This is a genomic window from Streptomyces humicola (assembly GCF_024436035.1).
Classification (GTDB): domain Bacteria; phylum Actinomycetota; class Actinomycetes; order Streptomycetales; family Streptomycetaceae; genus Streptantibioticus_B; species Streptantibioticus_B humicola.
On record NZ_JANFNG010000015.1, the window covers coordinates 24,763 to 38,476 of the forward strand.

General features: G+C 72.3%; 13 protein-coding genes. 6 read left to right on the forward strand and 7 right to left on the reverse strand.

Annotated elements, in window-relative coordinates; genetic code table 11:
- Positions 1–4: 4 nt before the first annotated feature.
- Genes NGB36_RS19250 through NGB36_RS19260 form a run of 3 tightly spaced genes read right to left on the reverse strand, consistent with a single transcriptional unit; the run spans position 5 to position 3,436 of the window.
- On the reverse strand, positions 5–925 hold the full coding sequence (locus tag NGB36_RS19250; RefSeq protein WP_255921578.1) for a 5'-3' exonuclease: 921 nt from the start codon (positions 923–925) through the stop codon (positions 5–7).
- Complete coding sequence (locus NGB36_RS19255) at positions 922–2,259, reverse strand: uracil-xanthine permease family protein (RefSeq protein WP_255921579.1); 1,338 nt, start codon at positions 2,257–2,259, stop codon at positions 922–924. The genes NGB36_RS19250 and NGB36_RS19255 overlap by 4 nt, the downstream gene beginning before the upstream one ends.
- Positions 2,260–2,308: 49 nt before the next feature.
- Positions 2,309–3,436 carry an arylsulfotransferase family protein gene (locus NGB36_RS19260; RefSeq protein WP_255921580.1) on the reverse strand — a complete coding sequence of 376 codons (1,128 nt, stop codon included), beginning with the start codon at positions 3,434–3,436 and terminating at the stop codon, positions 2,309–2,311.
- 165 nt (positions 3,437–3,601) lie between these two features.
- Between NGB36_RS19260 and NGB36_RS19265 the strand changes: the two genes are divergently transcribed.
- Together NGB36_RS19265 and NGB36_RS19270 are read left to right on the forward strand one after the other, a co-directional pair.
- On the forward strand, positions 3,602–4,174 hold the full coding sequence (locus NGB36_RS19265) for a helix-turn-helix domain-containing protein (protein ID WP_255921581.1): 573 nt from the start codon (positions 3,602–3,604) through the stop codon (positions 4,172–4,174).
- Positions 4,175–4,213: 39 nt separating this feature from the next.
- Positions 4,214–4,933: a helical backbone metal receptor gene (locus NGB36_RS19270; RefSeq protein WP_255921582.1), complete on the forward strand. Its 720-nt coding sequence runs from the start codon at positions 4,214–4,216 to the stop codon at positions 4,931–4,933.
- On the opposite strand, the gene NGB36_RS19275 is transcribed toward NGB36_RS19270, so the two are convergent.
- Positions 4,899–6,023, reverse strand: coding sequence for a TDT family transporter (locus NGB36_RS19275; RefSeq protein ID WP_255921583.1), 1,125 nt, complete (start codon positions 6,021–6,023; stop codon positions 4,899–4,901). The genes NGB36_RS19270 and NGB36_RS19275 overlap by 35 nt on opposite strands.
- 70 nt (positions 6,024–6,093) lie before the next feature.
- Between NGB36_RS19275 and NGB36_RS19280 the strand changes: the two genes are divergently transcribed.
- Positions 6,094–7,035, forward strand: coding sequence for a LysR family transcriptional regulator (locus NGB36_RS19280; RefSeq protein ID WP_255921584.1), 942 nt, complete (start codon positions 6,094–6,096; stop codon positions 7,033–7,035).
- Here NGB36_RS19280 and NGB36_RS19285 read toward each other — a convergent pair.
- Positions 7,016–7,750: a gamma-glutamyl-gamma-aminobutyrate hydrolase family protein gene (locus NGB36_RS19285; RefSeq protein WP_255921585.1), complete on the reverse strand. Its 735-nt coding sequence runs from the start codon at positions 7,748–7,750 to the stop codon at positions 7,016–7,018. The two genes, NGB36_RS19280 and NGB36_RS19285, sit on opposite strands and share 20 nt — an antisense overlap.
- 121 nt (positions 7,751–7,871) lie before the next feature.
- Complete coding sequence (locus NGB36_RS33185; protein ID WP_269470349.1) at positions 7,872–8,639, reverse strand: FadR/GntR family transcriptional regulator; 768 nt, start codon at positions 8,637–8,639, stop codon at positions 7,872–7,874.
- 123 nt (positions 8,640–8,762) lie between these two features.
- Between NGB36_RS33185 and NGB36_RS19305 the strand changes: the two genes are divergently transcribed.
- The 3 genes from NGB36_RS19305 to NGB36_RS19315 are packed head-to-tail and all read left to right on the forward strand — an operon-like array spanning position 8,763 to position 12,322.
- Positions 8,763–10,130: a glutamine synthetase family protein gene (locus NGB36_RS19305; protein WP_255921586.1), complete on the forward strand. Its 1,368-nt coding sequence runs from the start codon at positions 8,763–8,765 to the stop codon at positions 10,128–10,130.
- 8 nt (positions 10,131–10,138) lie between these two features.
- Positions 10,139–11,527 carry an aldehyde dehydrogenase family protein gene (locus NGB36_RS19310; RefSeq protein ID WP_255921587.1) on the forward strand — a complete coding sequence of 463 codons (1,389 nt, stop codon included), beginning with the start codon at positions 10,139–10,141 and terminating at the stop codon, positions 11,525–11,527.
- Positions 11,528–11,530: 3 nt separating this feature from the next.
- Positions 11,531–12,322 carry a 3-oxoacyl-ACP reductase gene (locus NGB36_RS19315; RefSeq protein WP_255921588.1) on the forward strand — a complete coding sequence of 264 codons (792 nt, stop codon included), beginning with the start codon at positions 11,531–11,533 and terminating at the stop codon, positions 12,320–12,322.
- Positions 12,323–12,335: 13 nt separating this feature from the next.
- On the opposite strand, the gene NGB36_RS19320 is transcribed toward NGB36_RS19315, so the two are convergent.
- Positions 12,336–13,538 carry an amino acid deaminase/aldolase gene (locus NGB36_RS19320; RefSeq protein WP_255921589.1) on the reverse strand — a complete coding sequence of 401 codons (1,203 nt, stop codon included), beginning with the start codon at positions 13,536–13,538 and terminating at the stop codon, positions 12,336–12,338.
- Between the last annotated feature and the right edge of the window lie 176 nt (positions 13,539–13,714).

Sequence of the window (13,714 nt, forward strand, 5' to 3'; positions counted from 1 at the left end):
CGGATCAGCGCGCGATGGCGTCGAGCAGCCGCTGCAGCGAACCGCCGAGACCCCAGCGGCGGGAGAGCGCCTCCAGCGCCTCCGGCCGGCGCGGTCCTCTGGGCAGCGCCACCTCGACGTCCGGCAGCGGTACCTGGCGGGAGACGCGTACGACCTCGGGCGCCACCGAGACGTACAGCCGTGCCTCGTCGAGACGCCTGCGCTGAGCCGGGGGGAGCCTGGAGGCCGGATCGTCCACCGCCGCCATGATCCCGGCGAGGCTGCCGTACGTGGCCAGCAGCTTGGCCGCGGTCTTCTCGCCGATCCCGGGCACGCCCGGCAGCCCGTCGCTGGGATCGCCGCGCAGCAGCGCGAGATCCGCGTAACCGCTGCCGTCCACCCCGTACTTCTCGCGCAGCAGCGCCTCATCGGTGACCTGGAGCGTGCCAACGCCCTTGAGCGGGTAGAGCACCCGCACTCCGCGTGCGTCGTCGACGAGTTGGTACAGGTCGCGGTCGCCGGTGATGATGTCCACCGGGCCGGACGCCTGGGCGGTGAAGGTGCCGATCACGTCGTCCGCCTCGTACCCCGGTACGCCGGCCCGGGCGATGCCGATGGCGTCGAGCACCTCCTCGATCACGGGCACCTGCGGGGAGAGCGTGTCCGGTACCTCCTCGATGTCCGCGCCCCCCTCGACCTCCTCCGCGACGCGGTGCGCCTTGTAGGACGGGATCAGGTCCACCCGCCACTGGGGGCGCCAGTCGGCGTCCATGCACGCCACGAGGTCGTCGGGCGCGTGGTCGCCGACCAGCCGGGCGATGAAGTCGAGCAGCCCGCGCACCGCGTTGACCGGTGTGCCGTCCGGGGCCCTCACCGAGTCCGGCACGCCGAAGTACGCGCGGAAGTAGAGGCTGGCGGTGTCGAGAAGCATCAGACGTCGGCTCACGCAGATGATGATGCCCTACCGCGGGCCGACGGGAATGACTGGAACAGCGCGTGCAGGACGACGCCGGTGAGCGTCCCGGCCACCACACCGCTGCCCAGTACGGTCTGCACCCAGCCCGGGAACCCCAGATAGAGCGTGGGGACGACGACCGGGAGCAGCCCTGCCACGAGGGCGAGCGCCGCCACGGCGGACTCGCCGCGCCCGGCCAGATCAGCCCGCTGGAGCATCCGGATGCCCATCACCGTGATGGCCGAGTAGATCACCAGTGCGCTGCCACCGACCACCGGCTGCGGAATCCCGGCGAGCAGCCGTGAAAGCGGCGCCACCAGTCCGGTCACGATCAGCAGCACGCCCGCGCCCGCCGTCACGAAGCGGCTGCGTACGCCGGTGAGGTGGACGATCCCGATGTTCTCCGAGCTCGTCACCAGCAGCGAGGTGCCGAACAGAGCACCGACGAGCGACACCAGCGCGTCCGCACGCACGACCCGGGGGACGTCGCGCGCCGCGTCGGGCACGCGGCCCACCGCCTCGCTGTTGAGCACGGTCTGGCCGGTCGCCTCGGCGAGCGAGGAGAGGGCGAAGACCAGCAGCGGCAGCGCGGCGAGCAGATCGAAGCGCGGCGCGCCGAACGGGAGCGGGCTGGGCAGCGCGGAACCGTGGCCGCCGGACGAGGCGAACGACCCGAGCCCCGTGGTCACCGCGATCACCGCACCGGCCGCCATCCCGATCAGCACCGCCGACTGCCGCCACGCCCCGCGCAGCAGCAGGAAGCACAGCACCGTGGAGGCGACCGTCACCCCGGCGAGCACCACCGCCGACGGTGCAGGGCGCACCGCCTGCGCCCCGGTCCCGGTGATCAGCTGCGCCGCCACCCGGATCATGCTCACCCCGATCAGCAGCACCGTCGTCCCCAGCACCAGTGGCGGGAACAGCGGCACGATCCTTCGGTAGAGCGGCACCACAGCAATCAGCAGCGCCGCCGCGAGCAGCACCGAACCACTCGCCGTCGCGGCACCGTGCGCCCTGGCGATCTGCAGGAAGAGCGCGGCCGCCGCCCCGCCGGGGAGCATGACGAACGGCAGCCGCGCCCCGACCCCGCGCACCCCGAACGACTGCAGCAGCGCTCCCGCCCCGCACAGGATCAGCGTCGCGCTGAGCAGCGCGGCCGTGCGGCCCGCGGACAGCCCGATCGCCTGACCGGTGAGGAAGGTGGTGGAGACCGGCGTGGCGATCATCGCGAGCACGTGCTGCACGGAGAGCGGCACGAGGCGCCGCCACGGCAGCCGCTCGTCGACCGGGTGCACCACCGGGGGCACGCCGGCGGCCGCGGTCATGACCGGGTCCCGTCGGGGTGCACCACCGGGCGCACGCCGGCGGCCGCGGTCATGACCGGGTCCCGTCGTCGAGCCAGGGCACGTCCTGCGCGCCGTAGCGGTAGGCCCGGAAGACGGCGTTGGGCTCGGCCGGGAAGAGCCTGCGCACCTCGGACTCCTGGTAGGCACCGAAGTACGGGATCACGTACTCCCAGCACAGGTAGCCGTCCGCCGTCACCTCGAAGAGCCGCCCGGACGGCGAGTCCGTGACGAACGTGTTCCCGTTCGGCAGCCGCTGCGCGCTGCCCATGAAGGGCGCGAAGAACGACTCGCGCGCCGGGTCGTGGTATTCCCAGACCACCTTGCCGCTCGATCGCTCGATCTCGATGACGCGTGAGAACGGCACGTCCCATCCGGGCCGGAAGACCCCGTTGTCGAAGACGAGGAAGTTGCCGTTCTCCAACTCGGTGGGGTGGTGCTGCTGGGAGACGACGCCGGGCTCGGAGCGCCAGACGACCTCGCCGGTGGAGCGGCTGATGACCACCACCGCGGAGACGCTGCGCAGGCTGGAGAGAATGTTCCCGTCGGCGAGCGGAGTGACGCTGTTGACCAGCGGCCAGTGTTCGCGCGAGTGGTGCGGGTGGAGCGGGAACTCCTGCCGGTCGAGATGGTCGGCCGCGCGCCAGGACCAGGTGACCGTCCCGTCCGCGTCGACCTCCTGGATGGTGTCGGCCCACACTGTGCCGTCCGGCTCGGAGCCGGGTATGCCGCCGCCGACGGATGTGGCGGCGGCGCCGGTGAGGGGTTCGACGGCGGTGTAGAGGATGCGGCCGTCGCCGAGGTGGTTGGCGTCGTGGTGCTGGAGGGGGTCCTGGTGCTCGCTGAGGATCGTCCCGTCGGGCGCGGCGGTGAGCATCACTCCGCCGCGGTACTTGTGCCACATCGGGAACAGGGAAGGTTCGTCCGGCAGCACGCCGTTGTACGCGAGCGTGCCGTCCGGCAGCAGCCGGGCGTGCCGTCCGGGCCGGTACGGGAGGTTCCACTGGTGCACCACCGCGCCGCGCGCGTCGATCAGGTACACCTCGCCGCTGCCGGTGAGCGGGGCGAAGAGGGTGCAGCCGTCGAAGGCGGCGTCTGCGTCGAGTGCGATCAGGCCGGTGCCGCGGCGTCGGCGGGAGTTCTGGTCGACGGTTGCCATGACTGCTCTCCTCCTGGTCAGACGGGATGTATCAAACTTTTTTTGATACCGGCAAACACGTTAGGGGTTAGGCTGCCTCTGCAACAGGGGTAAGGGGCGGTTACCGATCGGTGCGTCATGGGGACGACATCGCCCCGACACAAGCGCGACGGGACGGGAAGCGACGTGAGGGACGAAGCAGCGGGGCCGCGGGTCGGTGCCGCCATCAGGCGGCAGCGGCGGGCCATGGACCTCACCCTTGCCGAGGTGGCCCGCCGCACCGGTCTTTCCGTCCCGTTCCTCAGCCAGATCGAGAACAACCGTGCCCGGCCGAGCATGCGCTCTCTGCAGTTGATCTCCGACGCCCTGGACACCACCGCCGTGCAGCTGCTCGCCGCGTCGGAGGCGCCACGGCGGGTGGATGTCGTCCGCGCCGGGACCCACGCGGGCCTGACAGGCGCGGGGGAGGGGCGGGCCCGCCCGCTGGTGCGCGGCCACCACCAGCTGCACGCCCTGGAGTTCACCGGTGAGCACGGCGCCGAGCGCGTCTTCGAGCACCGCAACGACGAGATCCTGTACGTCGCCGACGGAGAGGCCGAGGTGGAGGCGGACGGCCACAGCTACCGGCTCTCGCACGGCGACACCCTTTACCTCTCCGGCGGCGTCAAGCACCGTTGGCGTGCCCTGGTCCCCGGCACCCGCGTCGTCCTCGTCGGCGTCGCCGACCACATCGACGTGGCTGCCGACCCGCACCGCTGACCGCCCCCCACGTCCAGGACCGCCCCGAAAGGCCCGACCATGCGCGTCGTCTCACTCGTACCGTCGCTCACCGAGGCCATCGCCGTCACGGCGCCCGGCCTGCTCGTCGGCGCGACCGATTGGTGCACGCACCCCGCAGGGCTCGACGTCGTCCGCATCGGCGGCACCAAGAATCCCGACACCGGGCGCATCCTCGCCCTCGCCCCCGACCTCGTCGTCGCCAACGAGGAGGAGAACCGGGCACCCGACCTCGACGCGCTGCGCGCGGCAGGGCTGCGGGTGCTGGTCACCGAAGTACGCAGTCTGGAGCAGGCGTTCGCCGAGCTCGACCGGGTGCTGGTGTGGGGCTGCGGAGTGCGCCGGCCGGCATGGCTGGACGAGGCGGAGGCCGCATGGCGCGCGCTGCCGGCGCCGGACGGCCGCGTGCGTGCGGTGATCCCGGTGTGGCGGCGGCCGTGGATGGTGCTGGGACGGGACACCTTCGCAGGCGATCTGCTGGCGCGGCTCGGGATCGACAACGCCTACGCGGACCACGCCGAGCGCTACCCCCGTGTACCCATCGGCGAACTCGCCTCCTGTGGCGCGGAGTTGGCCGTCCTGCCCGACGAACCGTACCGGTTCAGTGCGGACGACGGCCCCGAGGCCTTCCCCGGGCTGCGCACCGCTCTCGTCAGCGGCCGCCATCTCACCTGGTACGGGCCCTCGTTGAGCCAGGCGCCCGCCGTCATCGCCGAGGCGCTGCGAGCAACGTGCCGCTGACCACCCCGCGGGTGGTACGGACGGCGGCCACCGCCCATGCCATCAGCAGGCACAGGTACAACGCCATCGCCAGCCAGCCGAATGCGTGCAGTCCGGTGTGCCGGGCGAGCCCCGCCGCACCCGTCACGCAGGTGCCGACGGGAAAGGTGAACGCCCACCACGTCATCGCGAACGGCATGCCGCGCCGCGCCGCCCGCACCACCATCGCCCCCGCGAACGCCAGCCACAGCAGCGCGAATCCCATCACCGGCACCCCGTAGAGCACGGCGAAGGCGCCCATCGCAGCGGCGTACGGCTCGGGCACCACACCGTCGGCGGCATCGGCGAGATTGCCCGTCGCGGTGACGGACTGGCCGAGCGGCCCGAGCACCAGGAAGAGCGCAGGCGTGAGCGCCGTCGGCAGCGGACCTTCATGCACGAGACGGGAGAGGATCAGCGGCAGGATCGTGAGCGTCGCCAGCAGGCTCAGCCCGAACATGGCGTAGCAGCCGAGCAGCATCGCCTCCCGCCACTGCCCGGCCGGAAGGCGGCCGACCAGCGCCGGACCCAGCGCCGCCGAGACCATCGGCGCCACGACCGGCAGCAGCCACACCGGCGAGGCGCTCCCCCGCTCGATCCGGTGACGGGTCACCATCAGGTACGGGATGCCGGCGGCCGCGGCGAGGCCGGTCACCGTCCCCGCGCTCCACAGCACCGCGTCCACCACGGTGGCGGCGCGCGCCCCGACGATGTCCGAGCCGACCGTGAGCGTGCCGCCGCCGACCGCGAGCAGGGCCATCGACAGACACCCGTAGAACGGGGCGACCGCCGGGTCGAGGAGGTGACGGCGTGCCTGGTCGGTGTGGCGTACCCAGTGCACGGCACGGGCGGCGAGGAGCGCGGCCAGCATCAGCAGCGCCAGGGCCCATGCGGTGACGCGCCCGGCGTGCACACCGGGGACGTCCGCCGGCACCGCTGCACCGGCGGTGGCGAGAATGGCGGTGCCCATCACCGCGGCGTACCAATTGGGGCCGAGGTCCCGGACGAAGGAACGCCCGGGCGTACAAGCCGGAGCGAGGGACCGGGACTGCGGCGGTGCGAGTGTGGCCATGGCCTCAGGCTCGCCGCTGGGCGGTCCGCCCACTAGAGATCAATCCGCTCTCAGGGCATAAGCTGGCTTTATGAGCAGCGAGCGTCATGACGGCCGGCGGGACGCAGGGCCGCTGGCCCATCGCGTACCGGACCTCGGCGCCCTGGAGCTGCTGCTCGCCGTCGCGCGCCTCGGCAGCCTGGGCCGCGCCGCGCGCGAGCTGGGCATCACCCAGCCCGCTGCCAGCTCCCGCATCCGGGCCATGGAGCGACAGCTTGGCGTCGGCCTCGTCCAACGCTCGCCCACCGGATCGCGGCTCACCGAGGCCGGAACGCTCGTCACCGACTGGGCGCGTCGGGTGATCGAGGCCGCGGAGGGGTTCGCAGCGGGCGCGGAGGCGCTGCGCACCCGCCGTGACTCGCGGCTGCGGGTGGCCGCGAGCATGACGATCGCCGAGTACCTGCTGCCCGGCTGGCTGATCGCCCTGCGGGACCGGCGGCCTGAGCTGGCCGTCTCGCTGGTGGCCGGGAACTCCGCCGCGGTGGCCTCGCACGTGCTCGACGGCCAGGCCGACCTGGGCTACGTCGAGGGGCTCGATGTGCCCAGCGGCCTCGACGGGACGGTCGTCGCCCGCGACCGGCTGGTGCTTGTGGTCGCCCCCGGCCATCCCTGGGCCCGCCGGCGCACGCCTCTCGGCGCCCAGGAGATCACCGCCGCCCCGCTCGTCCTGCGGGAACAGGGATCGGGGACCCGGCAGGTGCTCGACACGGCGTTCGCGCCACACGGCGGGATTGCCCCGCCGCTGCTCGAACTGGCCTCCACGACGGCGTTGAAGGCGGCGGCGGTGAGCGGGGCAGGACCCACGGTGCTCAGCGAACTGGCCGTCACCGACGAGCTCGCGGCCCGCCGTCTGGTAGAAGTCCCCGTCGAGATGGCCGGGCTGGAGCGTGAGCTGCGCGCGGTGTGGCCCGCGGGGCAGCGCCCGGCCGGCCCCTCCCGTGATCTGCTCGCGCTCAGCCTGCGGCGACCGTAGAGCGGGCGGCGCCGGATCGGGCGGCCGCCACCAGCGCCTTGATGACACGCAGGTCGTCGCCCATCTCCGGGTGCCACTGCACGCCGAGGGCGAAGCGGTGGCAGGTGAACTCAACCGCCTCGATCGTGCCGTCCTCCGCCGCAGCGGTCGCGATCAGGCCGTCGCCGAGACGGTCCACGCCCTGGTGGTGGTGGGTGGCCACCGGGGTGGCCCCGTCCAGCACGTCGCCGGCGAGCACACCGGCGGACGGCGTGACCGCATGGCCGGTGAAGACGCCCACCTGCGGGTTGTGCCCGTCGTGGCCCACCCGGTCCGGCAGGTGCTGGACGAGGGTGCCGCCGGCGTGGACGTTCATCAGCTGCATGCCGCGGCAGATGCCGAGCACGGGCAGGTCACGGTCGAGCGCGGCGGCGAGAAGGGCGAGCTCCCAGCGGTCGCGCTCGGGCACGGGGTCGCCGGCACGGGGGTGCGGCTGCTGACCGTAGAGCGCGGGATCGAGGTCCTCCCCGCCCGCGAGGACGAGGCCGTCGAGCCGTTCGACGACAGCGGCCGCCGTGGCGGGGTCGTCCGGCGGCAGCATCACGGCGAGACCACCGGCGGACTGCACGTGCCGGGGGTAGGCGGCCGGAAGAAGCGCCGCCGGCAGCGTCCACGCCGCTCCCCAGCGGGCTTCGGTCAGATAGGTGGTTACACCGATCAGCGGCGGCCTGTCCAACGTGCGCTCTCCTCTCGCGGCGGTTTCCGGCGGCTTCTCGACGATCGCCCCGTCGAGCATACGTACGCCCCAATGGTTCCCGTGAAGACCTTATTCACGTGGCTCTTACGCGCGCGGCTTCCTACAGCAGGAAGCCGCGCAGCAGCGCCGCCGTGCCGGCGCAGTGCTCCCGCATCACCTCGCGGGCGCCGTCCGCGTCGCCTTCCAGTACCGCGTCGAGCAGCGCCGCGTGCTGCACCTGCGAATGCTCCAAGTTGCGCACCAGCAGCGGGATGCAGTCGAGCAGGTCGTTGACAGAGGCGCGCACGCCCGCGTAGGCGGCGGCCAGCGACGGTGACCCGGAAAGCTCGGCGAGCGTCAGGTGCAGCCGCGTGTCGAGCCGGCGGTAGTCGCCCAGCGGTGCGTCATTGGTTGCGGCCAGGCACTCACGCAGCCGCTCCTGCTCCGCCGGGCCGAGCCGCCGGCCGGCGCACAGTTCGGCGGCACCGACCTCCAGCACCTCGCGGAAGCGCAGTGCGTCCTCCAGGTCGATGCCCGCGACCTTGCGCCGCAACTCCTCCTGGGTGTCCTGGCCGGAGGACGCCGTCGTCAGCGCACCCGCCCGGTAGCGTACGAAGGTGCCCCCGTACCGGCCGCGCCTGCTCTCCACCAGGCCCTGCTCCTGCAGCACCTTCAGCACCTCGCGCAGGGTCACCCGGCTGATGCCCATCCGGTCGGCCAACTCCCGCTCCGCGGGCAGCCGTTCGCCGTACGGCACCAGGCCGAGCCGCAGCACCTGCAGTATCTGTTCGAGCGCCTCCTCGAAGCCGCTACCCGCGCGTACCGGGCGCAGCACGGGTGAGAGCCGGTCCGCCTCGTGCGTACCGTCCGTCACCTGACTCCCACTCATCGACCGCCTCCCGGACCGTCCTGGACCCTCCCGGACCGTCGGCGACCGTCCGGGACCTCTTCCCAAGTAAAGGTTCTACCGCATACCTTAAGACATCCAGGTTCCCGACAGGAGGCTTACCCCGTGGCTGACCGCACACCGCCGCTCTCCGTGGACGAGCTACGGCGGCTCGTCGATTCGGGCGCCGTCGACACCGTCGTCCTCGCCTTCACCGACATGCAGGGCCGCCTGCAGGGGAAGCGATTCGCCGCCCGCTTCTTCCTCGACGAGGTGCTCGAAGGAGGCACCGAAGGGTGCAACTACCTGCTAGCCGTCGACGCCGACATGAACACCGTCGACGGCTATGCGATGTCCTCCTGGGAGCGCGGCTACGGCGACTTCGCCATCCACGCCGACCAGGCCACCTTGCGGCGCACCCCCTGGAACGAGGGCACCGCACTGCTCCTCGCCGACCTCGCCTGGCACGACGGCACGCCCGTCGCCGCCTCCCCGCGCCAGATACTGCGCCGCCAGCTCGACCGCGTCGCCGAACGCGGCTGGACGGCACTGGTCGGCACCGAGCTGGAGTTCATGGTCTTCAACGACACCTACGAGGACGCCTGGAAGTGCGGCTACCGCGGACTGAACCCCGCCAACCAGTACAACGTCGACTACTCGGTGCTGGGCACCGGACGCGTCGAGCCGCTGCTGCGCCGCATCCGCAACGAGATGGGCGCCGCAGGGATGACCGTGGAGTCCGCCAAAGGCGAGTGCAACCTCGGCCAGCACGAGATCGCCTTCCGGTACGACGAGGCGCTGGTCACCTGCGACCAGCACGTCATCTACAAGACGGGTGCCAAGGAGATCGCCGCCCAGCAGGGGTCGGCGCTCACCTTCATGGCCAAGTACGACGAGCGCGAGGGCAATTCCTGCCACATCCACCTCTCGTTGCGCAACCAGGCGGGCGACCCAGTACTCGCCGACGACAGCGGCGAACACGGCATGTCGCCCACGATGCGCCACTTCCTCGCCGGGCAGCTCGCCGCCCTGCGCGACTTCACCCTCCTGTACGCGCCCAACATCAACTCCTACAAGCGCTACCGCCCCGGCTCCTTCGCCCCGACCGCCGTCGCCTGGGGCCCCGACAACCGCACCTGCGCCCTGCGCGTCATCGGCCACGGCCACTCCCTGCGCTTCGAGAACCGCGTGCCGGGCGGCGACGTCAACCCCTACCTCGCCGTCGCCGCGATGGTCGCGGCCGGCCTGTACGGCATCGAGCACGAGCTGGAACTGCCCGACCCGTGCACCGCAAACGCCTACGTCGGGAACGCGGTCCACGTACCGGCGACGCTGCGCGAGGCGGCTGAGCTGTGGCAGGCGAGCGACCTGGCGCGTGGCGCCTTCGGCGACGAGGTCGTCGACCACTACGCCCACATGGCGCGCGTCGAACAGGACGCCTACGACAGCGCCGTCACCGACTGGGAGCGCTACCGCTCCTTCGAACGGATGTGAGGACACCCTTGCCGGAGCACCGCACGCAGGACCCGACCGAGCACCAGGTGCTGAACCCCGCCACCGAGGAGGTGATCGCCACCGTTCCGGCCACGCCGCCGGACCAGGTCGACGCCGCCGTGGCCCGCGCGCTGCTCGCCCAGGGCCAGTGGGCCCGCCTGCCGGCCGCCGACCGCGCCCGGCAGCTTCGCCGCTTCGCCGCCGTCGTCGATGAACACCTTGAAGAACTGTCCGCGTTGGAGGTGCGGGAGGCCGGCCACCCGATCGGGAACGCCCGTTGGGAGGCGGGCAACGTACGCGATCTGCTCGACTACTGCGCCGGGGGAGCGGAGCGGCTGGGCGGCGCCCAGATCCCCGTCCCCGGCGGCCTCGACGTCACCTTCCACGAACCGCTCGGCGTCGTCGGCGTCATCGTCCCGTGGAACTTCCCGATGCCGATCGCGGCCTGGTCCGCGGCGCCGGCGCTCGCCGCGGGAAACGCGGTCGTGGTCAAACCCGCCGAGACCACCCCGCTCACCGCGCTGCGCCTGGCCGAACTCGCCCTGGAGGCGGGCCTTCCCACAGGGCTGCTGCAGGTCCTTCCGGGCGCAGGGCCGGTCACCGGCACTGCACTCGTCGACCATCCGCACGTCGCCAAGATCGTCTTCACCGGTTCCACAGCCGTCGGCAAGCAGGTGATGGCCCGCTGCGCGGGCCAGGTCAAACGGATCACCCTGGAACTCGGCGGCAAGAGCCCCAACATCGTCTTCGCCGACGCCGACCTCGAAACGGCGGCCGCGGCAGCCCCCATGTCGTTCCTCGACAACACCGGGCAGGACTGCTGCGCCCGCAGCCGCATCCTGGTCCAGCGCAGCGTCCACGACAGGTTCCTGGAACTGCTCGAACCCCACATCAAGGCCGTCACCGTGGGCGATCCCACGGATCCCGCGACACAGATGGGCCCCCTGATCTCGGCGGCGCAGCGCGAGCGCGTACGGTCCTACGTCCCCGAGGACGCGCCCGCCGCGATCCGCGGCAGCGCACCCGGCGGGAAGGGCTTCTGGTACCCGGCCACCGTGCTGACCCACGTGGCCGAGGACGCGCCCGCCGCGACCGAGGAGATCTTCGGTCCCGTGGCCGTCGTCCTGCCCTTCGACGACGAGGCCGACGCCGTACGGCTCGCCAACGCCACCCGCTACGGCCTCGCCGGATCGCTGTGGACCCGCGACGTCGGCCGCGCGATCCGGGTCTCCCGGGCCGTCACCGCGGGCAACCTGTCCGTCAACTCCCACAGCGCCGTCCGCTACTGGACCCCCTTCGGCGGCTTCGGCGAATCCGGCCTGGGCCGCGAGCTGGGGCCCGGCGCCCTGAGCGCCTTCACCGAGACCAAGAACGTCTTCATCAGCACGGAGGAGTGAGCAATGACAGACCAGGCACGCGAGGTCGTCTGCCGCCGACTGCCCGGCCGTACGGCCGTCGTCACCGGAGCCGGAAGCGGCATCGGCCTGGCCACCGCCCGCCGGCTCGCCTCCGAAGGCGCCAACGTGGTGTGCGCCGACATCGACGAGGAGGCGGGCAAGGCGGCCGCCGGCGACGTGGGAGGCCTGTTCGTGCGTGTCGACGTCACCGACGCCGAGCAGGTCGAGGCGCTCTTCGCGGTAGCCCACGACGCTTACGGCTGCGTCGACATCGCCTTCAACAACGCCGGCATCTCGCCCCCGGACGACGACTCGATCCTCACCACCGGCATCGACGCCTGGCGGCGCGTCCAGGAGGTCAACCTCACCTCCGTCTATCTGTGCTGCAAGGCGGCGCTGCCCTACATGCAGCGGCAGGGCCGGGGCTCCATCATCAACACCGCCAGCTTCGTCGCCGTGATGGGCGCCGCCACCTCGCAGATCTCGTACACCGCCTCCAAGGGCGGCGTACTGGCCATGTCACGCGAGCTGGGCGTGCAGTTCGCCCGCGAGGGCATCCGCGTCAACGCGCTGTGCCCGGGGCCGGTCAACACACCACTTCTGCAGGAGCTGTTCGCCAAGGACCCCGAGCGGGCGGCGCGCCGGCTCGTCCACATCCCGCTCGGACGGTTCGCCGAGGCCACCGAGATCGCCGCCGCCGTCGCCTTCCTCGCCAGCGACGACTCCTCGTTCATCACCGGCTCGGAGTTCCTCGTCGACGGCGGCATCGCCGGGGCCTACGTCACGCCGCTGTAGTCCTCTGCAGCCATCACAGGAAGGTCTTGCCCTCGCCGCGGTAGGTGGGCACCGTGCCCACCACCCGGTCGCCCTCGACGAGATGGAGCTCGGCGAAGCGCTCGCACAGCTCCCCGGCCTTGGCGTGCCGGAACCACACCTTGTCGCCGATGAGCAGGTCGTCGGCGGCCGAGCCCAGGAGCGGCGTCTGCACCTCGCCGGCGCCCTCCTGCCGGTCGTACGAGAGACCCGCGGGCAGATACGGCTCGGGCAGCCGGTCGCGTCCTGCCGCCCCCGACGCCGGGTAGCCGCCGCCCAGCACCGTCACCACACCGACCCCCGGACGCCGCACCACGGGCTGGGCGAAGAGCGCGGCCGGACGCCCCCGGAACGAGGTGTAGTTGTCGAACAACCGCGGTGCGAACAGCCCCGACCCCGCGGCGATCTCCGTCACCGCTCGCTCGGCCGCCGTGTGCTGGACGCTGCCCGTGCCGCCGCCGTTGACGAACTCCAGCTCCGGTGCCACCGCGCGGACCGCACGCACCACCTCCGCGCGGCGCTCGGCGAGCTCGCGCCGCGCGGCGGACTGCACCAGTCGGACGGCGCGCGAACGCAGCGGACGGCCCGCGATCGCGTCCCCGACACCGGCCACATGCCCCTCGTAGGCCATCAGCCCCACCAGCCGGAAGCCCGGGCGCCGCACCACCGCCCGGGCCAGATCGGCGAGTTGGGCGGGACGGCTCAGTGGCGAGCGGCGCGCGCCGATCCGCACCCGGCGGCCGAGTAGCCGCAGGCTCGTGTCCAGCTCCAGGCAGACCCGTACCTCCTCGCTGCCACCCGCGCGCGCCGCGTCGATCAGGTCGAGCTGGGCGGTGTCGTCGACCATCACCGTGACGGCGCCCGCCAGCTTGGGATCGGCGGCGAGTTCCGCATAGCCGCCGCGGTCCGCGGACGGATAGGCGAGCAGCACGTCCTCGAACCCGGCACGGGCCAGCCACAGCGATTCGGCGAGCGTGAACGCCATGATCCCGGCGAAACCATCCATACCGAGCGCCCGTTCAAGCAGCGCACGGCACCGTACGGACTTGCTCGCCACCCGGACCGGCTTGCCGCCCGCGCGGCGCACCAGATCGGCGGCGTTGGCGTCGAACGCCGCCAAGTCCACGATCGCCAGCGGCGCGTCGAGAGCAGCGGTGGCCCGGTCGTAGCGGGCCCGGTCGGCAACGCGATCAGCCATGCGGGCAGCTTGCACTGTTCGCGTCCCGGGGGCAACGGCACGAACAGGAGCGGACAACATACGGACTGCCGGACGCGCGCACAGTCACACACCGTAGAGTGGCCGTCGAACCGGGTCCCCGCGGTCGGGACCGGGCATGATGGCCACGTCGTGAGGCGTGTACGCGCTGGGCAGGA